At 56.9% G+C, this 24437-nt stretch carries 20 protein-coding genes; 6 read left to right on the top strand and 14 right to left on the bottom strand.

Annotation, left to right across the window (positions count from 1 at the left end):
* Window positions 1–183 precede the first annotated feature (183 nt).
* From HCU74_RS05535 to HCU74_RS05510, 6 genes are all read left to right on the top strand, one after another.
* Window positions 184–2583, top strand: coding sequence for a TonB-dependent receptor (locus HCU74_RS05535; RefSeq protein WP_168449425.1), 2400 nt, complete (start codon window positions 184–186; stop codon window positions 2581–2583).
* Between the two features lie 11 nt (window positions 2584–2594).
* Window positions 2595–3404, top strand: a complete 810-nt coding sequence (locus HCU74_RS05530; protein ID WP_246864473.1) for an acetoacetate decarboxylase family protein — start codon at window positions 2595–2597, stop codon at window positions 3402–3404.
* Window positions 3401–4477, top strand: a complete 1077-nt coding sequence (locus tag HCU74_RS05525; RefSeq protein ID WP_168449424.1) for a 3-hydroxyacyl-CoA dehydrogenase NAD-binding domain-containing protein — start codon at window positions 3401–3403, stop codon at window positions 4475–4477. The genes HCU74_RS05530 and HCU74_RS05525 overlap by 4 nt, the downstream gene beginning before the upstream one ends.
* Window positions 4474–5874 carry an MFS transporter gene (locus tag HCU74_RS05520; protein WP_168449423.1) on the top strand — a complete coding sequence of 467 codons (1401 nt, stop codon included), beginning with the start codon at window positions 4474–4476 and terminating at the stop codon, window positions 5872–5874. The genes HCU74_RS05525 and HCU74_RS05520 overlap by 4 nt, the downstream gene beginning before the upstream one ends.
* An 80-nt stretch (window positions 5875–5954) precedes the next feature.
* Window positions 5955–7595 (top strand): AMP-binding protein, encoded by a 1641-nt coding sequence (locus tag HCU74_RS05515; RefSeq protein WP_168449422.1) that lies wholly within the window; start codon window positions 5955–5957, stop codon window positions 7593–7595.
* A gap of 83 nt (window positions 7596–7678) precedes the next feature.
* Window positions 7679–8029: a hypothetical protein gene (locus HCU74_RS05510; protein WP_168449421.1), complete on the top strand. Its 351-nt coding sequence runs from the start codon at window positions 7679–7681 to the stop codon at window positions 8027–8029.
* Window positions 8030–8048: 19 nt separating this feature from the next.
* Here HCU74_RS05510 and HCU74_RS05505 read toward each other — a convergent pair whose 3' ends face one another.
* The 14 genes from HCU74_RS05505 to gyrA all read right to left on the bottom strand — a co-directional run bounded on the left by HCU74_RS05505 (window position 8049) and on the right by gyrA (window position 24287).
* On the bottom strand, window positions 8049–9821 hold the full coding sequence (locus HCU74_RS05505) for an SLC13 family permease (RefSeq protein WP_168449420.1): 1773 nt from the start codon (window positions 9819–9821) through the stop codon (window positions 8049–8051).
* A gap of 2 nt (window positions 9822–9823) precedes the next feature.
* A complete protein-coding gene (locus tag HCU74_RS05500) occupies window positions 9824–10795 on the bottom strand; it encodes a DHH family phosphoesterase (protein ID WP_168449419.1) in 972 nt (323 codons plus the stop codon).
* A 45-nt stretch (window positions 10796–10840) separates the two neighbouring features.
* Entirely contained in the window at window positions 10841–11548 is a 708-nt protein-coding gene (gene pyrF / locus HCU74_RS05495; protein WP_168449418.1) for an orotidine-5'-phosphate decarboxylase, read from the bottom strand.
* A 9-nt stretch (window positions 11549–11557) separates the two neighbouring features.
* On the bottom strand, window positions 11558–12751 hold the full coding sequence (locus tag HCU74_RS05490; protein ID WP_168449417.1) for a lipopolysaccharide assembly protein LapB: 1194 nt from the start codon (window positions 12749–12751) through the stop codon (window positions 11558–11560).
* Window positions 12752–13039, bottom strand: coding sequence for a LapA family protein (locus tag HCU74_RS05485; protein ID WP_168449416.1), 288 nt, complete (start codon window positions 13037–13039; stop codon window positions 12752–12754). It lies immediately after the preceding gene.
* Between the two features lie 79 nt (window positions 13040–13118).
* On the bottom strand, window positions 13119–13412 hold the full coding sequence (locus HCU74_RS05480; protein WP_168449415.1) for an integration host factor subunit beta: 294 nt from the start codon (window positions 13410–13412) through the stop codon (window positions 13119–13121).
* Window positions 13413–13517: 105 nt separating this feature from the next.
* Window positions 13518–15197: a 30S ribosomal protein S1 gene (gene rpsA / locus HCU74_RS05475; protein ID WP_168449414.1), complete on the bottom strand. Its 1680-nt coding sequence runs from the start codon at window positions 15195–15197 to the stop codon at window positions 13518–13520.
* Between the two features lie 147 nt (window positions 15198–15344).
* Window positions 15345–16034, bottom strand: a complete 690-nt coding sequence (cmk, locus tag HCU74_RS05470) for a (d)CMP kinase (protein WP_168449413.1) — start codon at window positions 16032–16034, stop codon at window positions 15345–15347.
* On the bottom strand, window positions 16031–17332 hold the full coding sequence (gene aroA / locus HCU74_RS19755) for a 3-phosphoshikimate 1-carboxyvinyltransferase (protein ID WP_345889656.1): 1302 nt from the start codon (window positions 17330–17332) through the stop codon (window positions 16031–16033). The genes cmk and aroA overlap by 4 nt, the downstream gene beginning before the upstream one ends.
* Window positions 17333–17348: 16 nt before the next feature.
* Window positions 17349–18239, bottom strand: coding sequence for a prephenate dehydrogenase/arogenate dehydrogenase family protein (locus tag HCU74_RS19750; RefSeq protein ID WP_345889655.1), 891 nt, complete (start codon window positions 18237–18239; stop codon window positions 17349–17351).
* Window positions 18236–19366, bottom strand: a complete 1131-nt coding sequence (gene hisC / locus HCU74_RS05460) for a histidinol-phosphate transaminase (protein WP_345889654.1) — start codon at window positions 19364–19366, stop codon at window positions 18236–18238. Before hisC ends, HCU74_RS19750 begins: the two co-directional genes overlap by 4 nt.
* Window positions 19363–20499, bottom strand: a complete 1137-nt coding sequence (gene pheA / locus HCU74_RS05455) for a prephenate dehydratase (RefSeq protein ID WP_168449412.1) — start codon at window positions 20497–20499, stop codon at window positions 19363–19365. The genes hisC and pheA overlap by 4 nt, the downstream gene beginning before the upstream one ends.
* Before the next feature lie 4 nt (window positions 20500–20503).
* Entirely contained in the window at window positions 20504–21583 is a 1080-nt protein-coding gene (gene serC, locus HCU74_RS05450; RefSeq protein ID WP_168449411.1) for a 3-phosphoserine/phosphohydroxythreonine transaminase, read from the bottom strand.
* A gap of 49 nt (window positions 21584–21632) precedes the next feature.
* The gene (gene gyrA, locus HCU74_RS05445) at window positions 21633–24287 is read right to left on the bottom strand and encodes a DNA gyrase subunit A (protein ID WP_168449410.1); all 2655 of its coding nucleotides are present in this window, start codon (window positions 24285–24287) and stop codon (window positions 21633–21635) included.
* Window positions 24288–24437: the final 150 nt, after the last annotated feature.

The raw sequence follows: 24437 nt of genomic DNA, 5'->3' as shown, positions 1-24437 counted from the left end.
GTATAAATAAATGCCAATTGAAAGCAGGCCTGAGATTTATCCACGCACCGACACGCTACGTCGTGGCCGCCACTCGCAGCCAGGAGCATACTCGACCTGACTATAGCGCAACCCACCGTGCGCACAATAAAAACATGATTCCCCAAAGAGCTTGTTAAAGCGGGGAAAAGCGGAGTATTTGCAATGTTACGAAACTTTTTTCCCGGTACAGGCCTGCTTTTAGCGATGATCTCCCTGTCCGCATTCGGGCAAAACCGGGTTATCGAGGAAGTTATCGTTACGGCCCAGAAAAAAGCGCAAAACCTGCAGGATGTGCCAATTTCCGTGGCCAGCTTCGAAAGCGAGTTTTTTAACGACAAAGCCATTTCCGATGTCGGCGAGCTTGTTCAGTATACCCCTAACGTTAAGTTCAACAATTCACAGGGACACTCCCCGGTTCTAACCATTCGGGGCTTTGGCACGCCGCCACTGGGGCGGGGACTGGAGCCGTCGGTTGGTGTGTCGATTGACGATGTTTTTTACGGTCGGGCGAGTTATATCAACGACACGGCATTCGATATGGCACGGGTGGAGGTGCTGCGCGGCCCCCAGGGGACACTTTTCGGCAAGAATACTATCGCGGGGGTATTCAGTTTTACCACCACCGACCCGAGCTTTGACCGGTCGGCCTATATCAACGTGGGTACTGCCAAATATGACGAGGTGAAGGCCGAGGGTGCGATATCCCTCCCTCTGATCGACGACAAGCTCGCGATGCGCATCGCCCTGCGCTACCGCTATCGCGACAGCCATCTCTACAATACTGCCCGCGATGAGCAAAATTACATGGTAGACCGTGGCGGCCGGGTCAAGATCAAGTGGCTGATCGACGACAGTTCGGAACTGCTGTTGAACCTCTGGGCCTCGGAGCACCGGGAAGTGGGGCTTATCACTCAGATCGCCAAAGCCAGCGAGCGCTCCCGGGACCAGTTCCGCAGCGAGGAAAATGGCGACCCCGAGTTCGAGGATGACCCCTGGAATAACACGACCTCGATGGACAGCGAAACCTTTTCCAACCGGGATACCACCTCCGCCAACCTCAAGTACACCAAGGATTTCGGTGAAGTCGGGCTGGCCAACACCCTGGCTATGACGTTTATCGCCGGCACATCGGAGTTCGAAGGTCCCTACGCCATTGACGGCGACTTTTCACCCATCGACTTTATCAATTTCGGCACCCGTGACGGCGAACCTAATTTCTACCAGCAGGACCAGGTGGAACTGCGCTTTGCCGGATCATTACCGGCCCTGTTCGGTATTGGTCACGGGGTTGATTTTGTCGCCGGAGTATTCGCCGCGCAAACCGATCACGGCTCGTCGATATCCCAGACCAACGGCGCCGGGTTCGCGGCCTACATCGCGGGGGCCGGCGGTGCCTATGACCCCCAGTCCGACTTTGGCTTCTTCCCCTCCGTCCCCGTTCCCGTGGAGACCGTGGAGGATGACGGGCAAGCTGAAACCCTGTACGCCATCACCCGGGTTGAAACCGACAGTGTGGCCTATTTCACCCAGTTTGATTGGCTGGTAGCCGACGCCCTGACCCTGACCCTCGGCCTGCGTTACGGCGAAGACAAGCGAACCGGCAATATTCTGTCCCAGCGTGAAGGTTTACCGGGAGCAGGTCCTATTACCACCGGCCAGGAAAATTTCGACGTCACTCTGGATGCCTCCGACTACGACTTCACCCCAAAATTTACCGTCACCTGGGAAGTCGCCAAGGAAATCACCCTGTTCGCAACCTATACCCAGGGCTTCAAAAGCGGCGGCTTCGCCGCAGCGGTATTTTCCGACGACAACCTCACCTTTGAACCAGAGCGGGCCAACGCCTATGAAATTGGTATAAAGAGCAAGCTGTTTGGCGGCTCGCTGATACTCAATGGAGCGATCTACTACACCCAGTACCAGGATCTGCAGGTGCGTAATTTCGATGGCACCCAGATCTTTGTCACCAATGCCGCCGACGCCACCACCCAGGGGCTGGAGTTCGACTTCTTCTGGCTGCCACCGGTGCCCTATCTGTCTATTGGCGGCAGCGCCGGCCTGGTAGATGCAACCTACGATGAGTACCTTTGTGCAGTGCCCCAGGCCGGCACCGAATCGGGCACAGGTGACCCCTCCTGCTACAACGAAAAAACCGGTCCCCAAAGTGATCCCACTGCGCCGTCGTTCCAGGATCTTTCAGGTGAGCCCCTCGCCTTTGCGCCGGAGGTCAGCGCCAGCCTGTATACCTCGCTGGATATCCCCCTGTTCAACAGCGGCATAAACCTGCTGGCCGGCGTTGACGCCCTCCACCAGGGCGAGCACTTCACGGACACAGACAACGACCCATTCTCCTTGCAGGAGGCGACGACCAAGATTAATGCTCGACTGGGTCTGAAGGAGGAAAGCGGCCGCTGGTCACTGGTACTTAACGCCAAGAACCTGACCGAGGAGCGGGAAAACGTACTGACACTGGATCAACCGCTGATCTCGGGCAACTACGTGTACGCATCGCTTCCCGACGAAACCTCCTACCATCTCGACTTCCGTTACACCCTGCAGTGAGGCTGGAAAACATGTTCAAACCTAACCCCAATGCCAGCTATCAAATGCCGGCGCACTTCGGCCCACGCTACATTGGCCCCGGCACCTCAGGCTGGTACCACGACGTGACCATGATGATCGTGTCCTACGAAACCGAGCGCGAGGCACTTCAGCAGTATTTGCCCGAGCCCCTGGAGGTGGCGGAAACGCCTTTGGTAACCGTGACCTACGCCTGTAATAAGCAGGTTGACTGGCTGGCCGGTCGCGGCTACAACCTGATTGGCGTTAGTGCCGCCGTGCGCTACGCCGGTGAAACCGAGCAGTTGGAAGGCGACTATACCCTGGTAATGTGGGAAAACCTCACCGACGCGATCCTCAGTGGCCGGGAGCTGCAGGGTATACCCAAGATCTACGCAGACATTCCCGAGCACCGCATATCCAGTGGCCGTTGGGACTGTTCGGCCCAGCACTTCGGCAGCCCCATTGTGGCGATGAGTATCGACGAACTTCGCGCGCCAACAGCGGAAGAAATTGCCGCCAGCGCGGCGGAAAAGGCCGGCCGCGACAACCCCATTGGCTGGCGCTATCTGCCCGCGGTTGGCGGCTATGGCCAACCCCGCCATGAAATCACTACCTTCCCCTCTGCGACCACTATCCACGAGGCGCAGGTCGGCAGCGGTAGCGTCAACTGGGCAAGCCTTACCTGGGAACAAAACCCCACCCAGTTCCATATTGTCAACGCGCTGGCTGGCCTACCTGTTGTAGCCTATCGGCCCGCCATTGTCGCCCGGGGCAGCACCAACCTGGTACTGCCGGAGCGACCAACGCGAGCGCTGAAATGACCGTGGCAGAGTTCAACCGAGTCGCCTTTGTCGGCGGTGGCACAATGGGCTGTTTCAATTCACTGCTGGCTGCACTGTCCGGCTACGAGGTAGTCGTACACGACCTGCAACACGGCGTTCTGGAAGCCGTTCCCCTGGTGCAACAGGCTATCGGCGCGCATCTGGTTGAGATCGGCTACTGCGGTGCAGACGACCTGAGTGCTGCCTATGATAGAGTCACCGTTGAGAGCAACCTGGCCAAGGCGGTGCGTGGTGTCGGCCTGGTGAGTGAGTCCATTCCCGAACGCATGGCACTGAAACGGACGCTATTCACCGAGCTGGATGCCCTCTGTTCTGCCGACACACTGCTGACCTCCAACACCTCGGCCCTGCTGGTATCTGACATGGACAGCGCCCTCGTTTACGGCGAGCGCTTCGCAGCCCTGCACTCGCACTTCGGCGCGCTATTGTTCGATATTGTCGCCGGACCGCGCTGTACCAAGGCAAATGTAGACCTGCTGGAACGCTATGTGCACAGCCTGGCTGCGGAGCCCCTGGTATTGAAAAAGGAATACCCTGGCTACGTGTTCAATGCCCTCCTCGGCCCGGTACTCCAGGCGGCCAAGTGGGAAGTGATTAACGGGCGGGCCAGTGTGGAAGACATTGATAGTGCATGGATGGCACGGTTTTCCGTTCCCCTCGGCCCCTTTGCACTTATGGACCTGTTCGGCCTTGATGTCGTCGCCGACAGTTGGCGGGAACCGCGGGAAGACCCCGTAAGGGCCGCCAGGCAGCCCGATATCAGCGCCTTCCTGCAGCGCTACCTGGACGATGGGCGTCTGGGCCGCAAGACCGGTGCGGGCTTCTACGACTACCCCGACGCTTCCTTTCTCGCTACGGGTTTTGTCAACCATGCCAACCCACACGTGGTTACGCCACTGGTTAGCGCCCTGGTGGATGCGGCCATCGCCATTGAAAGCCACGGCGTTGCCAGTTCCAGCGATATCGATCGCGCCTGGTGCACTGCACTGAGTATGAAACAGGGGCCCTTCGCCTTACTTGCCGACAGCAACCCGGAGCATATTCGCCAATGAAAGCGACCAGCAAAATCGGTTACGGCGTCGGCCAACTTGCCGACGGCGTTAAACAGGGCGCCTTCGTCACCTTTCTGTTTTTTTACTACAACCAGGTGCTGGGTTTGTCCGGCTCCCTCGCCGGCACCGCCTCGCTCATTGCACTCATGATCGACGCCATTACCGATCCTATGATAGGGCAAATTTCCGACAACTGGCGCTCCCGCTGGGGCCGTCGCCACCCCTTTATGATTGCCGGGAGTGTGCCCTTCGGAATCGCCGTGTTTATGCTGTTCAGCCCTCCTGAGGGGCTGGGCCAGATGGGTCTGTTCTGGTGGCTGTTGGGCGGTGCAATGGCCGTGCGCCTGATGTTAACCCTGTTCTTCGTGCCCCATTTGTCCCTCGGAGCGGAAATGGTGCGGGACTATCATGAACGAACCTCGCTGATCGGTTATCGGGTGTTTTTCTCCTACTTCGGTACCCTGGTGGTGTCTGTTGTCGGTTTCGCGGTATTTTTCCCCGCCACTGAGGCCTTCAGCAACGGCATGCTGAACCCTGATAATTACGGTGGATTCGGGCTGTTTGCCGGTGTGCTCGGCAGCGTCGCCATGCTGTGGTGTATCGCCACCACCTTTCACTTTATTCCCATGCTGAAAGCGCCTGCACAACAACACCGAAACCGCCACCCGGTGTTTGCAGTTCTCGATGTGTTTACCACCCTGCGTGAACACGCTTTTCGAATTCTGTTTTTTGGAACGCTGATGTTCAATGTCCTCGCTGGCATCAGCCTGACCCTGCTGGTTTATGTGGCAACCTACGTATTCGGCTTTGACTCCAACCAGCTCGCATTGCTGGCAACCTCGCCCCTGCTTGGGATTTTACTGGCGTCAACCATCGCCCAAAGCCTGTCCAAAAAGCTCGATAAACGACTGGCCTCGGGATTGTGTGCCCTGCTGGGTGCGCTATTGTCATCGGTGCCCATACTGTTGTTTTTGGCAGGAGCGTTGGAGGGTGTCACCGTCGCCGAGAAACTATGGACGGTCTACCTGTTCAACGGTGCTGCCCAGGGCTTTTTTATCGCCTTTGTTATTCTGCTGGACTCAATGCTGTCCGACACCGCCGATGAACATGAACTCGCCACAGGTAGACGCGAGGAAGGGTTGTTTTTCGCCGCCCGATCCTTCGCCACCAAGGCCAGTTATGGTCTGGGCAGTTTTTTCGCGGGCATTGCCCTGGATCTCATCAGTTTTCCACGGGGCGCCGCACCGAATGAGATCGCCACAGAGTCAATAGTACGCCTGGCTGTTGTCGCTGGCCCACTCCTGACCTGCCTGTTCGTTTTTGTGCTGATTATTATTCGCCGCTACCCACTCGACGCAGCCCGTCACCGGGAAATTGCGGTAGCGTTGGAGCGCTAAGTAAGCGCTGGCCTCATGGGAGCCAGCGTGTTCCAATAAGTTATATCTCTCTAACCTTTAATAATAAGGAGAATACCCTCATGAGCATGCGTTTCGCCTATTGCGACCGTACTGTCGAAGCCTTGACCTCACCCGGGCACAGCAATCTGATCGATATCTTCGATGAGGCGGTGTCACAGTTTGCCGGCCGCGTCGCGTTCAGTGCACTTGGCCAGGATATGACCTACGCGGAATTGGAACAACAGAGCCGCAGCTTTGCCGCCTGGCTGCGCAATGAAGGGGGCTTGCAAGCCGGTGATCGCGTGGCGATACAACTACCGAACCTTATGCAGTACCCCGTAGCAGCCTGGGGCATACTCCGCGCCGGTCTGATCCTGGTGAATACCAACCCGCTGTACACCGAGCGGGAGCTTGAACATCAACTGAACGACTCCGGCGCCCGCGCCATCGTAATGCTCAGTGAGTTTCTCCCCAAAGCCGAAAAGGTGTTGCCTGATACCCCGGTCGAAACCCTCATTATCACCAATATTTTCGATATGATGGAGGCCCAACCGGCCCCCGATACGGCCCTGACAAACACGCTGCGGGTAGTTACTTTTCCAGAGACTCTCCACGCCGGCGGCGACACGCCCCTGTCAAGCGATGGCGCTGACATGACGGATATTGCCGTGTTGCAATACACCGGAGGCACTACAGGTGTCGCCAAAGGTGCGATGTTGACCCACGGTAATTTCTACACCTATGTGCGTCAGGCAGAAGCCATGCGAGCTGACGACGCGGGCTTCGATCCTGAGGCTATTGAAGTGCTGATTGCCCCGCTGCCGATCTACCATATATTCGGCTTTACCCTTTATCTGATCGGCAATTTCTCCAATGGTGGCCAGTCGATCTTGATCCCCGACCCACGCAACCTCGACGGCATGATGGATACCATGAAATCCTGCCGCTTTTCCGGGTTCGCCGCAGTCAACACCATGCTGGTCGGCATGCTGCAAAACCCGAAGTTCGATGAGATCGACTGGAGCCATAACCGGGGCACCATTGTTGGCGGCGCCGCCCTGGTCCCCGAGGTCGCCCGGGAGTGGTCCGCCCGCACTGGAACACCGCTGTTCGAGGGTTACGGTCTGTCGGAAACCACCGCAGTTGTCAGTATCAATACCCAGCGCAACTGCCGCCTCGGCACAGTGGGCAAGGCCCAGATCGGCGAGGAAGTGAAAATCGTCGACCCCGATGGCAACGAACTACCCGACGGCGAAGCCGGTGAGCTGGTCGTGCGCGGCGGTCAGGTCATGCGCGGCTACTGGAATCGCCCTGAAGCGACAGATGAAGCCATTGATGACGAAGGCTTTTTCCGCACCGGCGATATCGCCCTGCGCGAACCGGACGGTTTTTTCCGCATTGTTGACCGGCTCAAGGATATGATTATCGTCTCCGGATTCAACGTTTACCCCAATGAAGTAGAAAATGTCGTCTACGAGCACCCCGATATTGTCGAGGCGGCGGTGATTGGCAAACCGGATACAAAAAGCGGCGAGGCCGTCGCGCTCTACGCGGTGAGCACCAACCCCGACCTGACAGCAGCGGCCCTTCAGGACTTCTGTCGCCAGCATCTCACTGGATACAAAGTTCCTAAAAGCGTGACCTTTGTCGATGAGTTACCCAAGTCCGCAGTGGGAAAAATTCTGCGACGGGCGCTGCGCGACCAGCCCCCCGCAAGCTGAGTTGCCATAGCAGTGCACTAACTCTCGGTGAAACCGTCGCGAACACGCTACACTGTGGCCATCATTTTGATTCGGGATATTCCATGAAGGCCCTTCGCGTCAGCCTAGCCTGCTATTTGTTCGCCGTTATTGCGGCCACCCCGGCCTATAGCGCCCAGGACCGTTTTTCCAACGCTCATAGACAAATGCAACGCTATTTCGAGCATGAACCGGCGTTTGCCACCCACAAGGCGATGTGGCTACGCCATAACCGGCTGTTGCTCAGCGCTGATATTGAACGGGTGAAACCGAAGAAACTTGCCAAAACCGCGTGCGGCCTGTTGCTGCGCAACGGCTTCACTGGAATGGATCTGGCTGTGGCGGTCAGCGATCACCGCGAACTGCTGCGCGGCAACCGCTTCGACGCGGTTAAAGAGCTTTACTGTGAGCGCTAGCATACCGCCCACTGGCCGCTCAGAACGGCCAGATCAGCGGCACAATGAGCAAGGTCACTATTCCCACCAACAGGGTTAATGGCAGGCCCATTTTCAGGAAGTCAGAAAAGCGGTAATTGCCCGGGCCATACACCATTAAATTGGTTTGGTAACCGATCGGTGTAGCGAAACTCGCCGAGGCCGCCATCATCAACACCACAGCAAAGGGCAGTAGGCTAACACCGAGTTGCTGGCTCGCCGCCAGACAAATCGGGAATACGATCACGGCAGCGGCAAGATTGGAAATAACCGCCGAAAACAATGCCGTTACGACGAACACCGCGCCAAGGGTGGCCAATGGCGACCCCTCCGCCAACCCCACAATACCACGGGCAATGACTTCCGCTGCGCCGGTTTTCTCCAGCGCACTACCCAGTGCAATCGACGCGGCGATCACCAGCAATACCTGCCAGTCCACGCTGCGGCGGGCTTCACTGGCACGAATGCAGCGCAGGGCGATCATCAAACCCGCAGCAACACAGGCGGCTTTGAGCATTGACAGCCACCCCACAGCTACCACCAACACCATGCCGAGCATAATCAATGAAGCGCGGCCGCGATGCTCATGGCGAACCGGACGAGAGTTTTCAATTTCGCTCACCAACAGAAAATCCCGGGAATAGCGCTGATTGGCGACGAAGTTCTCGTGAGCCTCCAATAGCAGCGTATCGCCGGCCTCCAGTTCGATATCACCGAGACGACCCTTGATCTGGGAGCCATTGCGAGATACCGCGATCACCGCCGCGCCGTATGTGTTACGAAAACGCATATCGCGTATGCGACGACCCAACTGGGGAAAACTGTGAGAGACGACTACCTCCACCAGGCAACGACTTAAATTGCCTCCATCCAGCTTGAACACCTGTTTTTCAGCCAGTTTCAGGCCGTGGATATTTTTCAGATCGACCACTGAGCGCACATCCCCGGCAAACACCAGTTGGTCGCTGCCACGCAGGGTTTCAGAGGGCGACACCGCCGTGATAATCCGACCCTCGCGAATAATCTCGATCAAAAACATGCCCGGCAATTGGCGCAAGCCTGCGCCCTCGATCGACTGACCGACAATCGGGCTGCCCGGCTCGACATACATTTCAACGATGTATTGCCGGGTATCGCCAAAGCGGGCGTCTTTCCCCCCATTGTGAGGTAAGAGGTATTTGGCAAAGAGCATCACAAACGCAATCACCAACAGGGTGCACGGCACCCCCACCCAGGCGAGGTCAAACATGCCCAGGGTGTCTTCGGGGGCGTACTGTATCAGCATGCCGTTGACCACCAGGTTGGTACTGGTACCCACCAATGTACAGGTGCCGCCCACAATGGCTGCATAACTCAGGGGGATCATTAACTGCGACGGCGACAGCTTGTTGCGCTTGGCCCAATCCCTGACCGCGGGGATCAGCATCGCCACCACCGGCGTGTTGTTGAGAATGCTGCTGAAGGCCGCCACCGGCGCCATCAATCTAAACTGGGCACTGACTGCCGACCGCGGACGCCCCAATACATTCTGCGAAATCCAGCTAACTACTCCGGTTTCCGACAGGGCCTGGGCGACAATAAACAGCACGCCAACCGTTGCCATACCCTCGTTGGACATGCCCGCCAGCGCCTCGGCCGGTGTCAGCACGCCCGCTAACATCAGCAAAATCACCCCGCCGAACAACACCATATCGGCGGGACGATTGGTAAACACCAGCGCGGATAGACAGGTCGTGATCACCGCTATGGTTAACCACGCTTCCGGGGTAAACATGTCTATTTCGCAAGCCCCCGGTAAAAGCTGTCAAATTTTGCGCAAAAATGTTCCAGGCTGTCGCCGGGCAAATCATTGATACCCGCCGCTGCCGCGCGACCGCCACCTGTAGGGAACTGACGGCAAAATTCATCGGCCCCCTGCTTGTTGTTTAAAGGTGCCCGCACACTCACCAGATACTCACCATTGGCCTTCTCGGTGAGCACAGCGTGGGCTCGGTCAGGATTGCCGTTGGCCAAGTCGTTGCTGTACACTCCACTCACCCGCCGCGCCCAGCGTTCATTGGGCAGCACATAAACAGCACAGTTGTCATTGCTGTGCACCGGGGGCAGTGCCGCCGCTGCACGCATGTCGTTGTGATAGCCCGCTTCCAATTGCTCAAAGGTTTCTGTAGCCCCTTCCATAAACGCCGAGGGTGTGGAATAGGGACGCATGGCTTCAAACAGTTTTATCGGCTCAAAGTGCAGGTCTTCAAGGGTAGCGCCATAGCCGTTGTAGTTAAGGTAGATACCCAGGTTTTCCAGCCGGTTTAATTCATCGGTTTTCAGATCGAGGGATTTCGCAACGGTGATGGCACTCTGCCGCAGGTTGTCGCCAAAAGCGCCCACGACTGCCCATTCAGCAAACACCCCGCGCAAATGGCCATTCACCAACAGGCTGGTACATACATCAGCAGAAGTGTTGATATGGGTAGTCAGGGCCGGATGGTCGGGAATTTCACCGGCAAAGTGGTGATCCACATAAAACACCTCAGCCCCCGCCGCCAGCGCCGCCGCCAGGCCGTCGCGATTTTTATCCAGCGAGACGTCGAGCACGGTAACCTTATCGCCTTTGGCGGCCTTTACCCTGTTCAGCAGGGCAATATCCCGCTTTACGCCACTGACCAGCACACTGTCCTGAGGCTCAGCATTGCGTAATTGAAGCAGAGCACACAGGCCATCTGCGTCGCCGTTAAATACATCGATTACTGCCATAGTGTTCTTCCTTGTTTAATCAGTGAGCGCTGGTATTCCGTTAATTCAAGACGACGGCAATAGCTCAGCGTTGATATTTTTCAGACTGGCCGCGGGGTTTTCGGCCCGGGTAATGGGGCGGCCTATCACCAGATAGTTACTCCCGAGGGAAACCGCCTCGGCAGGCGTTGCGATACGCTGTTGATCGTCTGTGTTGCTATCCGCAGGCCGTATACCCGGTGTTACCAGTAAGAACGCCTTACCCCGGGCGCTACGCAACAGGGGCGCTTCCTGGGCAGAACACACTACCCCGTCCATTCCACAGTCCTCTGCCAATGCGGCGAGCATCTCAACCTGCTCCTGGGCAGATCGCGCAATACCCACACCGGCGAGGTCATTATTGTTCATGGAGGTTAATACCGTCACTGCAATCAGCAGCGGTGCCTTGTCTCCATAGGGTGCCAAGGCCGCCCGCGCAGCCTGCATCATCGCCGCGCCGCCGCTGGCATGTACATTGACCATCCACACCCCAAGCTCCGCCGCCGCCCGCACAGCAGCGGCGACGGTGTTGGGAATGTCGTGGAATTTCAGATCAAGAAAGACCTCAAACCCCCGCTGGTGTAACCGCTCAACCACCTGGGGGCCAAACAGGGTGAACAATTCCTTGCCGACCTTCAGGCGACATTCCGCCGGGTCCAACTGGCCAACCAGCGCGTCGAGTTCATCAAGGGTATTTACGTCTAGCGCAACAATTACAGGAGAATTTACAGTCATGGGGGATAATCAATCGCCTTGGGTACCACGTATGGGTGCAATAGTACCCCACTGCTCGCAGCTGGGACACAGCCAGTGCAGCTTACGACCGGAAAATCCACAACGACGACAGCGGTATTGGGGGGTTTCTTTCAGTATCAGTTTCAGCGCTGGAGCCAGCACCTCGCTGGACTCGGAGCCTTCACTGGCAAGCAGGGCTGTAAGTATGCCCAGATTGGGGCGCTGCCTGGCCGCCTCAAGCAAGTAGCGCCGCGCTTCCGCATCGCCAGAAGATTCCCTCAGAAGCCGGGCAACCTCAATATGCAGCGCGGCGCTGCCGGTCACATTCGCCAACTGCTGTAGCGCCACCTGGTAGGCATCAGCGTCAGACATACGCAGAAAGGCTTCGCGAAATATCGGCAACACTTCTGCAGCATAGGCCGACTGAGACTCTGCAAGGCGATGCAATAAATTCAGACTGTACTGGGGCTGCTCCCGAAGCGACAATCGCGCCATCATCAGGCAGGCACGGACGTTGTCCTTGTCCATTTGCCGGGCATGCTGCAATTCCTTGCGCGCTTCACTTTCCCGGCCATTGGACAGGGCCTGCTCCGCCAGCTCGCAGTGGTAATGACTCAACGCCGTCGCGACCGCCTGCTGAGCCTCATCGAACTTGGCTTTTAGCAGCCAACCCGGTTTGGGCAGACGCCGTCGGGCCACCGCCACGGCGCGAAGCCAGTCCCGCTCGGCCTGATAAATATGCTGCAGCTGTTCCAGCGCCTCCTTAGCCCAACTTTCAGATTCCTCTGCCAGGTCACGCAGCAGTCGCTCAGCCCGATCTAACAGGCCTGCTGAGATATAGTCCTTGGCGAGTTCCAGATGTACCTGATGCAATTTGTCCTGCGGCAGCGTAGGCCGCGACAGCAGGTTCTGATGAATCCTTGTTGCCGCCTCCAACTCACCCTTGCTCCGCATCAGGTTTGCAAGCGACAAGTGGGTAGGCAGGGAGTCTTCACTGACCGGAATAGCGTCGATAAATTGATCCACAGCGGTACCGGGCTGTTCGCTGAGCAGAAAACGCAGACCACGGTAGTAGGAGGCCTCTTCCTGATCGACCTGATCCGGCTTTTCCGAGCGAGAGTAGCGCCCCAACAGCCAACCGATAATGACCGCCAAAAGTAAAAACAGATATGGCAGCAAGCCGCTGTCCATCAATTTAAACACTTACCCCCGTTTTTCCGTGGCGGCTTTCCGGGCGGACTGCTCCAGACTGCGCCGCAGCGCGATGCGGGAGGCTTGCAGGCGCAAAATCACCAGTGTCGAAGACAGCAGTCCGAGGCAACCGCCAAGAAAAAATGACAATAGAATCCAGGTGGATATGCGCTGTTCCGGCAGATCCGTAACGAGAATACTCAGCGGCACCGTGGCCGTATTTTCCATGCTGAACAACAATCCTATTACGATTACCGCAATTACCAGCAACAGAGCCAGCAGAGACTTAAGCAGACGCATTTATTAGTATTTCCATCAAAAAAAAACGGTATAGCCAAAGACCATACCGTTTCTTAATAATTAAGGCCAGCATATTAGGCTAGCCGGAGTTCAGGCTTAAATTCACCCGCTCTCTCAGCTCTTTGCCCGGCTTGAAATGGGGCACGTACTTCCCTGGGAGCTCTACTGTTTCACCGGTTTTGGGATTGCGCCCCATACGCGGCTCACGGTAGTGAAGAGAAAAACTGCCAAACCCACGGATTTCAATGCGGCTGCCGGTCGCCAGGACCTGAGACATATGCTCGATCATGGTCTTCACCGCCAGCTCTATATCCTTATGAGATAACTGTGGCTGCCGCTCTGCGATCAGCTCGATTAACTCCGATTTGGTCATTGCTTAATCCCGTCATTCCCGACATCAAGCCTAGCTTAGCACTTTTTTGCTTATAAGCCAGTAGCTTACGGGTATTCTCTGAGAGAATACCCGTAGCAAGGAGTATTAGTCCTTGTTTTCCATCTGAGCTTTGATCAGGTCACCGATTGTCGCAGGAGCTGCGGCTTCGACTTCCTTCTCGCGCAGTGCTTTCACCGCTTCTTTCTCGTCTTCCATGTCTTTCGCTTTGATAGACAGGGTCAGAGCGCGGTTCTTGCGGTCTACACTGATCACTTTAACTTCAACGGAATCGCCTTCTTTCAGCACATTGCGCGCATCTTCAACGCGGTCACGGCTGATTTCAGAAGCCTTCAACACACCTTCAACTTCGTCAGCCAGGGTGATGATCGCTGCTTTCGCATCTACTTCTTTAACCACACCGGTTACGATGCTACCGCGATCGTTAACGGCCACGTAGTCAGAGAAGGGATCTTCTTCCAGCTGTTTGATGCCCAGAGAAATACGCTCGCGCTCGGGATCGATGGACAGGATAACTGTCTCGATTTCGTCGCCTTTCTTGAACTTGCGCACGGCCTCTTCGCCGGTTTCGTTCCAGGAGATGTCAGACAGGTGAACCAGACCGTCGATGTTGCCTTCCAGACCGATGAAGATACCGAAGTCAGTAATAGACTTGATCGCACCGCTGATACGGTCGCCCTTCGAGTACTGTGAACCGAAGGCATCCCATGGGTTTTGCTGACACTGCTTGATACCCAGAGAGATACGACGACGCTCTTCGTCGATGTCCAGAATCATCACTTCCACTTCGTCGCCAACATTAACGACTTTGGATGGGTGGATGTTTTTGTTGGTCCAATCCATTTCGGAAACGTGAACCAGACCTTCAACACCCTCTTCGATTTCAGCAAAGCAGCCGTAGTCGGTCAGGTTGGTGACTTTCGCTTTCACGCGGCTGTTTTCCGGGTAACGGGTTTTGATAGCAACCCAGGGATCTTCGCCCAGCTGCTTCAGACCCAGTGACACACGGTTGCGCTCGCGGTCGAACTTCAGAATGCGCACGTCGATCTCGTCGCCAACATTCACGATCTCGCCGGGGTGCTTGATACGCTTCCACGCCATATCGGTGATGTGCAGCAGACCGTCGATACCACCCAGGTCAACAAACGCGCCGTAGTCGGTCAGGTTCTTAACGATACCTTTAACGACCATACCTTCCTGCAGCGACTCGAGCAGCGCTTCGCGCTCTTCGCTGTTAACGCTCTCAAGTACCGCGCGACGGGAAACGACAACGTTGTTGCGCTTCTGGTCCAGCTTGATAACTTTGAATTCGAGTTCTTTGCCTTCCAGGTGAGCAGTGTCACGAACCGGACGAACGTCAACCAGCGAGCCGGGCAGGAACGCGCGGATGCTGTTGATATCGACGGTGAAACCACCCTTGACCTTGCCATTGATAATACCGGTCACTGTTTCTTCTGCTTCGTGAGCAGCTTCCAGTGCGGTCCAGGCCTCGGCACGCTTTGCTTTCTCGCGTGACAGACGGGTTTCGCCGAAGCCGTCTTCAACGGATTCGAGGGCAACCTGTACTTCGTCACCAATTTGCAGAGAGAATTCGCCGCCTTCAGCGACAAACTGATCGCGGGGGATAACCCCTTCCGACTTCAGACCGGCGTGGACAGTTACCCAGTCGCTGTCGATGTCGATAACTACACCGGTCACAATGGAACCCGGCTTCATATCGATCGTTTTTAAACTTTCTTCAAACAGTTCAGCAAAGCTTTCGCTCATTAGTCATTACCTGAAATTAAATGTGGCAAAGCCACCATATCGCCGCATCACCAGCTAACGCGGGTCAGTTTTTTAAAGTCAATCTACAGGCTAGCTGGTATAACACCTGCAGAAAAACCCTTAGAAAATCAATTAGCTGCCAGGTTATTACCGGGCAGAAACAGCAATGCGGGCGCTGACTTCATCCAGCACCCGGGCAAACACCTGGTCGATATCCAAACCACTGCTATCGACAACAATCGCATCGTCGGCAGGCTTCAGTGGCGCGTGCTCGCGCTCTGAATCACGCCTGTCACGCAGCTGGATCTCTTCCAAAAGGGTCGCGAGGTTAACATCATTGCCCTTTTCTTTCAACTGCTTGTAGCGGCGCTGGGCCCGCTCCTCAGCGCTGGCGGTCAGATAGACCTTCACCGGCGCCTCTGGGAAAACCACCGTCCCCATGTCACGGCCATCGGCAATCAACCCCGGTGCACAGGCAAAATCCCGCTGACGCTGCAGCAACGCCTGGCGCACCGCCGGCAGTACCGCAACCCGCGACGCCAGATTGCCGGTGGTTTCAGTTCGCAACTCCCCGCTGACATCATCACCCTCAAGGATCACTCGACTGGGCTGACCCTGTTCACCGGGTAAAAACTCAACATCCAGCGCACTGGCCAGCGCGGCGACTGCCGCCTCATCCTCCAGCGACACTCCGTGTCGATCCGCCGCCATTCCCGTCAGCCGGTAGAGGGCACCGCTGTCCAGCAGATGCCATCCCAGTTTCAGCGCGAGCATTTGACACAGTGTGCCCTTGCCCGAACCACTGGGGCCGTCAATGGTCACCACCGGTGCGTTCACGACACCACCTCAATATTCATTCCGACCTGCTGTGCCAGCTCGACAAAATTAGGGAACGACGTAGCCACGTTATCACAGTCTTCTATATGTATTGTGTCAGTGGCGCGCAGCGAGGCCACCGCAAAGGACATGGCAATGCGGTGGTCGTGATGGCTATTGATGCGCCCACCGCCAATGGGACCACCGTCGATAATAATACCGTCCGGGGTCGCTTCGGCCTTAACGCCGAGACTCACCAGACCGTCGGCCATAACCTGGATCCGGTCGCTCTCCTTTACCCGCAGTTCTTCTGCACCGCGCAGCACCGTGCGGCCGTCAGCACAGGCCGCCGCCACAAATAGCACCGGGAATTCGTCGATGGCCAGGGGCACCTGATCTTCAGGAATATCTATCCCCTTGAGTTGGGCGTGGCGCACGCGGATGTCTGCCACCGGCTCACCACCAACCTCACGGTCGTTGAACACGGTCAGGTCCCCCCCCATCGCACGCAGAATATTGACGACACCGACACGGGTCGGGTTCATGCCCACGTGTTCAAGCACCAGATCAGCACCGGGGGTAATACTCGCCGCGACCATAAAGAAGGCAGCGGAAGAAATATCCGCGGGAACGTCGATGTGCACACCAGTCAAACGTCCGCCACCCTGCAAGCGTGCGGTGGCGCCCTCGACCGCTACCGGATAGGAGAATCCGCGCAGCATTCGCTCACTGTGGTCCCGGGTCGGAGCAGGCTCGGTGGTACTGGTTTCACCCTCGGCGTACAACCCGGCGAGCAATACACAGGATTTCACCTGGGCACTGGCCATCGGCAGTTGATAATGAATGCCCTTGAGCTTCTGCCCACCGCGAATACGCATCGGCGGACGACCACCCTCGGCGGTTTCCACCACAGCACCCATTTCACGCAGCGGCTTGGCAACCCGTTCCATCGGGCGTTTGCTCAGGGATACATCACCCGTCAGGGTGACATCAAAGGCCTGACCGGCCAACAGTCCCGCCAGCAAACGCATGGATGTACCGGAGTTCCCCATGTACAGGTCACCAGCGGGCGCCTGCAAACCGTCACGACCGACCCCGTGAATGACCACGCGGCCTTTTTCCGGGCCGTCGATCTGCACACCCATCGCCTGAAAGGCCTTCAGGGTCGACAAGGCGTCTTCCCCCTCCAGAAAACCGTCCACCGTCGTGACGCCGTCGGCTATTGCACCAAACATGATCGACCGGTGGGAAATAGACTTATCCCCCGGCACACGAATGGCGCCAGATACCTGGCCACCCGCTTTAGCTAGAAATTCCACAATTCAATACTCGTAATTAGTCCGGTTTTCGCGTGGCGAGATACTGGCCCAGAAAGTGCTCATCACGGGCCGATTTAGCGCGTTCAAAGACCTGTTTGATCGCCGCGCCGTCGCCGTCAGCGATGCATTTTCGCACATATTCAAGGTGGGTAGAAAAATCGTCCAGACCCGACAGAATCGCATCCTGATTGGCCAGCACAATATCGTGCCACATGGTGGGGTCGCTGGAGGCAATGCGGGTAAAGTCCCGAAATCCTCCCGCTGCAAAACGAAATATATCCTTTGCCGAGCCATTGGCCGCCAGAGCGTCGACCAGGGTATAGGCCAGCACATGGGGCAAATGACTGGTCGCCGCCAGCACCGCATCGTGTTCGGCAACAGGCATATCAACCACTTCCGCCCCGGCACACTGCCACATGTCCCGAACCAACTGCACTGCTGCAGGGTCGTTCTGGGGTAAGGGCGTAAGAATCACTCGATGGTCTTTAAACAACTCGGCCCGGGCCGCTTCAACACCGCTCTGCTCAGAGCCGGCAATCGGATGGCCCAGAACCATACGCGGCGGCACCTGACCAAACACCCGCTCCGCCGCCTGCTGAATATTGCCTTTCACACTGGCGACATCAGTCACTACCATATGATCATCAAGCAGGGGTTGCAGGTCGGCAAGAATTTGTTCGGCAATCAACGTCGGCGTGGCCACCAGCACCACATCAGCCCCTTTTACCGCCTCGGCAAGGTCCAGACTCCAGTGGTCGATAACCCCCAGTTCAAGACCTTTTTCCAGAGAAGCGCTGCGGCGACCAGTAGCCCACACCTGATCAACCGCCGAGGCGGCTTTCAAGGCTTTGGCCAGTGAGCCTCCCATCAGGCCGAGGCCAATAATTGTCAGCTTGCCAATTTTCACGCCGTGCCCACACCCTCTGCCAATACGTGTTTCAATGCCGTCAGGCAACGGGCATTGTCCTCGGCAAGACCAATCGAAATACGCAGATGGTCCGGCATACCGTAAACGCCAATCGGTCGCACAATCACGCCTTTATGAAGCAAAGCCTGATAATAAGGCAGCGCCGCGCCGGGCATTTGCACGGTGATAAAATTGCCAGCCGAGGGAATAAAGGCCAGGCCCAATTCCGCCAACCCCTTTGTGAACTGCGCCATACCCGCCTCGTTCACTTCTCGACTGCGGGCCAGGTAGGCCATGTCGGTATAGGCCGCTACCGCAGCGGCCATCGCCGGCACGCTGACGTTAAATGGTGCTCTCACTCGATTCAGCAGGTCAGCGATTTGCGGGTGACTCACCGCATAACCCACCCGCAAGCCCGCCAAACCAAAGGCTTTGGAGAAAGTACGCGTCACTACCAGATTGGGGTAGTCCGACAGCAGTGCAACACCATCGGGGTAGGCGTCGTCGCCGACGTATTCGGCATAGGCTTCGTCCAGCACCACCACCACCCGCTCGGGCACAGCAGCCATAAATTGTCGCAACGCCTCTTCACCCAGGCAGGTGCCAGTGGGATTATTCGGATTCGCGATAAACACCAGGCGGGTAGACTCATCCACCGCCGCGGCCATAGCTGGAAGGTCGTGCCCCCAGTCTTTCGCCGGAACCACCTTGGCGGTGGCCCCCACAGCCTGAGTGGCAATCGGATAGACGATAAAGCCATACTGGGAAAACACCGCACTGCTGTGTTCATCCAGAAAAACCCGCGCCAGCAGGTCGAGAATATCGTTGGAGCCGTTCCCCAGGGTAATCTGCGCCGGCGACACCGCCAGCCCGGCAGACAGACAGGCCTTGAGTTCAAAGCCCCCCGCGTCGGGATACAGGTGCAGATCTTCCGCCGCATTGCGGTAGGCTCGCAGGGCAGATGCCGGCGGCCCAAGGGGGTTTTCATTGCTGGCCAGTTTGACCACATTGCGCAAGCCCAGCTCGCGCTCCAACTCTTCAATCGGCTTACCCGGCTGATAGGGCTGCAAACCCTGTATGCCCCTGTTCGCCAGGGCGATAAAATCGCAACTCATGTTTTCACTCACAGAGCAGCCTTGGGGTAGGAACCAAGGATCTTGCACATCACGGTTTGCTGGGAAATATTATCAAGAATAGCCGCAATTTCCGGGTCGTCCTGGTGACCTTCGAATTCAATAAAGAAGACATAGGTCCAGGTTTCCGTGCGCGACGGCCGAGTATCAATACGTGTCAGCATGATATTGGACTGCTGGAAAGGCTCCAGCAGCTTGAACAGTGCCCCCGGGCGGTTATGGGCAGATACCACGATGGAAGTTTTGTCTTTGCCACTGGCGGACACATTTTCGCGACCAATGACCAAAAACCGGGTGGTGTTATCCGGCTGGTCTTCAATACCGCTGGCCAGTGCCATCAAACCGTATTTCTGTGCCGCCAGGTCGCTGGCAATCGCCGCGGTACCCGCTTCCTTCGCGGCAATACGCGCCGCTTCGCCGTTGCTGCTGACTGCCACGCGCTCAATGTTGGGGAAATTGGCATCCAACCATAAACGGCTTTGTGCCAGCGCCTGCTGGTGGGCACAGATACGCGTGATGTCCGCTTCGCCACCCTGGGCGACCAGCAAGTTCAGCCGCACCCTCAGCTCCACTTCACCGCAGATTTTCAACGACGAGTTCACAAAGGCATCGAGGGTGTGGGATACCATTCCCTCGGTAGAATTTTCCACCGGCACCACGCCATAGTGGCATTGTCCTGACTCAACCTGGGAGAACACCGCGTCGATGGTAGTCATGGGTACACTGATAACCGCGTGACCAAAGTGCTTGATCGCCGCTGCCTGGGTATAGGTTCCCTCTGGCCCCAGATACGCCACTTCCATAGGCTTTTCCAGCGCCAGACAGGCCGACATGATTTCGCGGAAAATATAGGCGACGGTGTCGTCCGCCAAGGGGCCGGTATTAGCGGCTTTCACTCGCTCCAACACCTGGGCCTCGCGCTCAGGGCGGTAAAACAACAGCTGCTGGGCACTGCTGCTGTCAGTACCGGATTCGAACTGCTGCGCCGCCTCAAACTCCCGCTGCTTTACTATCGCAACCTGCTGCGCACAGCGGGCACGTTCATTCAGCAACTGGTGGATTTGACTGTCTATCCGGTCGATATCCCGGCGCAGACTCCCCAGGTCGATGTCTTTATCCGAAGCCATTGTCTCAGCCGTTTTCCCGAGCGAAATCTTTCATATAGTCGATCAGTGCATCCACCGCTTCTTCCGGCACAGCGTTATAGACACTGGCACGCATACCGCCCACAGAGCGGTGCCCCTTGAGGTTCAGCAAGCCGGCGTCATCAGCGCCTTGCAGGAAGGCCTTGTCGAGCTTGGCATCGGCCAGAACAAAGGGAATATTCATCAGTGAACGGCTGGCCACCTCAACCGGGTTGCTGTAGAAGCCACTGCCGTCGATATAGGCATACAGTTTTTCCGCCTTGCGACGATTTATCACTTCCATCGACTGTAGGCCACCCTGGGCCTTGAGCCACTTGAACACCAGACCCGACAGATACCAGGCCATGGTGGGCGGCGTGTTGTACATGGAGTCGTTTTCAGCCGCCGTCTGGTAGTTGAGCATGGTCGGCGTGATCGCTCGGGCCTTGCCCAGCAGATCCTTGCGTACCACCACAATGGTCAGTCCCGCAGGGCCGATATTCTTCTGTGCCCCGGCATAAATCAAACCGAATTTATCGACATCAATGGGTCGCGACAAAATCGTTGATGACATATCCGCCACCAGCGGCGCCCTGGACTCGGGTGTCCAGAAATACTCTACCCCACCGATAGTCTCGTTGGGGGTGTAATGAAGGTAGGCCGCATTGTCACTGAGCTGCCAGCTGTCGAAGGCTGGAATAGTGGTGAAGTTGGTGTCCTCTGAACTGGCCGCGACATTGACCTTGGCGTAGCGCGAAGCTTCCTTAATGGCTTTTTTCGACCACTGCCCGGTATTGACGTAATCCACCACCGAGTTTTCCTCGGCCAGGTTCAGCGGAATCGCCGCGAACTGGCTGCTGGCGCCGCCCTGTAAAAACAGCACTGCATAGTCGTCGGAAATACCCAGCAACTCGCGGAAATCCGCCTCTGCCTCGGTTGCAATAGAGACCATCTCGTCCGAGCGGTGGCTCATTTCCATCACCGACAGACCGCGACCACGCCAGTCCATCAATTCTTCTTTTGCCTGACGCAGCACCGCTTCAGGCATTGCCGCTGGACCCGCACAAAAATTATAACAACGTGCCATAGTGCACCACTGCTCCACTGAAAATGTAAAAGAAATCTATTGCCGCCGATTACTCGGCGGCGGGGTTCTCATCGCTGGCGTCGGCCTGTTCACCACCCTCAACCGGGGGAACACTTACCTCGCTGGCATCAGCCTCGACATCAGGATCGTCGCCCTCGTCACTGTCGATCTTGATGTCCTGCTCGGCAACACGCTGCACGCCAACCAGATGCTCGTCTTCACGCAGACGAATCACCCTCACGCCCTGGGTATTACGACTGAGTAGAGACACCTCGTCGGTGCGGGTGCGCACCAATGTACCCTGGTCGGAAATCAGCATCAGGTCGTCACCGTCGAACACCTGTACCGCACCCACCAGCTCACCGTTGCGCTCGCTCATGGTCATGGCGATAACACCGCGGTTACCCCGCCCCTTACAGGGGAAGTCCTCAACATTGGTACGCTTGCCGTAGCCGTTTTCCGACACCGTGAGTACGCGACCACCCTCTTTGGGGATAATCATCGCGATCACCTGCTGCCCTTCGTCCATACGCACACCGCGCACGCCCCGAGCAGTACGGCCCATCGCCCGCACATCGCCCTCGGCGAAGCGAGCCGCCTTGCCACCGCTGGTTAACAACATTACGTCATTGTTGCCATCGGTAATCGAAGTACCGATCAACACATCCCCTTCATCGAGGTCCAGTGCAATCAAACCCACACTGCGGGGCCGTGAAAAAGCCTCCAGCGGGGTCTTTTTCACCGTACCCTGTTTGGTAGCCATAAAAATGAAATAGCCTTCGGTGTAATCGTGCACCGGCAGAATCGAGGTGATACGTTCTTCCTCTCCCAGGGGCAGCAGGTTCACCATCGGGCGACCCCGTGAATTGCGCCCGGCAACCGGAATTTGATACACCTTCAGCCAATACACCTTGCCGATATTGCTGAAACACAAAATCGTGTCGTGGGTATTGGCCACCAGCAGGTGTTCAACAAAGTCTTCTTCCTTGACTGCGGTGGCAGACTTGCCCATGCCGCCACGGCGCTGGGCGGCATAGGTATCCAGGGGTTGCGACTTGGCGTAGCCACCGTGGGAAATCGTCACCACCCGCTCTTCTTCGGGAATCAGGTCTTCGTGGTTCAGATCGAGCTGGGACGCCACAATTTCGGTGCGACGCTCATCACCATACTCTGCTACGACCTGCTTCAATTCCTCACGGATCACATTAAGCAGCACTTCCGGGTCAGCCAGAATGCCCAGGTACTCGGCAATCTCGGCGAGTTTTTCCTGGTACTCACCAAGCAGCTTCTCGTGTTCCAGGCCAGTCAGCTTCTGCAGACGCAGTTCCAGTATTGCCTGTACCTGCGCCGCTGACAGCCAGTATTGTCCATCGCGCACACCAAACTGTGGCTCCAGGCCGTCGGGGCGGCAGGCGTCTTCACCGGCACGCTCGAGCATGGCGCTGACATCACCCAGCTTCCACCCCCGCGAGATCAGGTTTTCGCGGGCTTCCTGGGTGGTGGCAGAGGCCTTGATGGTGGCGATGACCTCGTCGATATTGGAGATGGCAACCGCCAAGCCTTCCAACACGTGACCGCGCTCCCGCGCCTTGCGCAGCAAGTAAACGGTACGGCGAGTTACCACCTCACGGCGGTGACGAATAAAGTATTCCAGCAGCTCTTTCAGATTGAGAATGCGCGGCTGATTGTCAACCAGCGCTACCACATTGATGCCAAAGACGTTCTGCAGCTGGGTTTGGGCGTAAAGGTTGTTCAACACCACTTCGCCGCTTTCACCGCGTTTCATTTCTATAACGACACGCAAGCCGTCCTTGTCAGACTCATCGCGCAGTTCGGAAATACCCTCGATTTTCTTTTCTTTCACCAGCTCGGCGATCTTTTCGATCAGCCGTGCCTTGTTCACCTGATAGGGCAGCTCGGAAATAATAATGGTGTCTTTGTTGGTCTTCTCGTTGCTGATGACCTCGGCGCGGGCGCGCACATAAATTCGACCGCGACCGGTCTTGTAGGCCTCGACGATACCAGCGCGACCATTGATGATCGCCGCCGTAGGAAAGTCCGGGCCCGGGATATACTCCATCAGCTCTTCGACGGTCAGCTCGCTGTTATCCAGCAGTGCCAAACAGCCGTTGACTACCTCAGTGAGGTTGTGGGGCGGAATATTGGTCGCCATACCAACGGCGATACCCGAAGAGCCATTTATCAGCAGGCTGGGCACCTTGGTGGGCAGTACAGCAGGAATTTGCTCGGTGCCATCGTAGTTAGGCACCCAGTCGACGGTCTCTTTATCCAGGTCCGCGAGCATCTCGTGGGAGATCTTGCGCATACGGATTTCGGTGTAACGCATCGCTGCCGCGTTATCGCCGTCAATGGAGCCGAAGTTACCCTGTCCGTCTACCAACATGTAACGCAGCGAGAACGGCTGGGCCATACGAACGATGGTGTCGTATACCGCCGAGTCTCCGTGGGGGTGGTATTTACCAATCACGTCGCCGACAACACGGGCAGATTTCTTGTAGGACTTGTTCCAGTCGTTGCCCAATTCGCTCATCGCGAAAAGCACCCGGCGATGCACTGGCTTGAGGCCATCGCGCACATCGGGCAAGGCGCGCCCAACGATAACGCTCATCGCGTAGTCGAGGTAGGACTGTTTCAGCTCGTCCTCAATATTTACCGGCAGAATCTCGTTAATCTTGTCAGCCATGTAGCGGATGTATCCTTATTGTCAGCAGCCCCAATTGATTCCAGTGTCCGATTTCATGTACCCATTGTCTGGCACAAACCCGACACGCAGCACGGACCGCAGCCTCACTGCTTTCCCAGCCCGTTTGAGTCACCCGAAAACGCGCGACCC

It is taken from the genome of Spongiibacter thalassae (genome assembly GCF_012272835.1).
In the GTDB taxonomy this organism is placed as follows: Bacteria; Pseudomonadota; Gammaproteobacteria; order Pseudomonadales; family Spongiibacteraceae; genus Spongiibacter; species Spongiibacter thalassae.
This window is presented reverse-complemented; position numbering and strand designations above follow the sequence as displayed.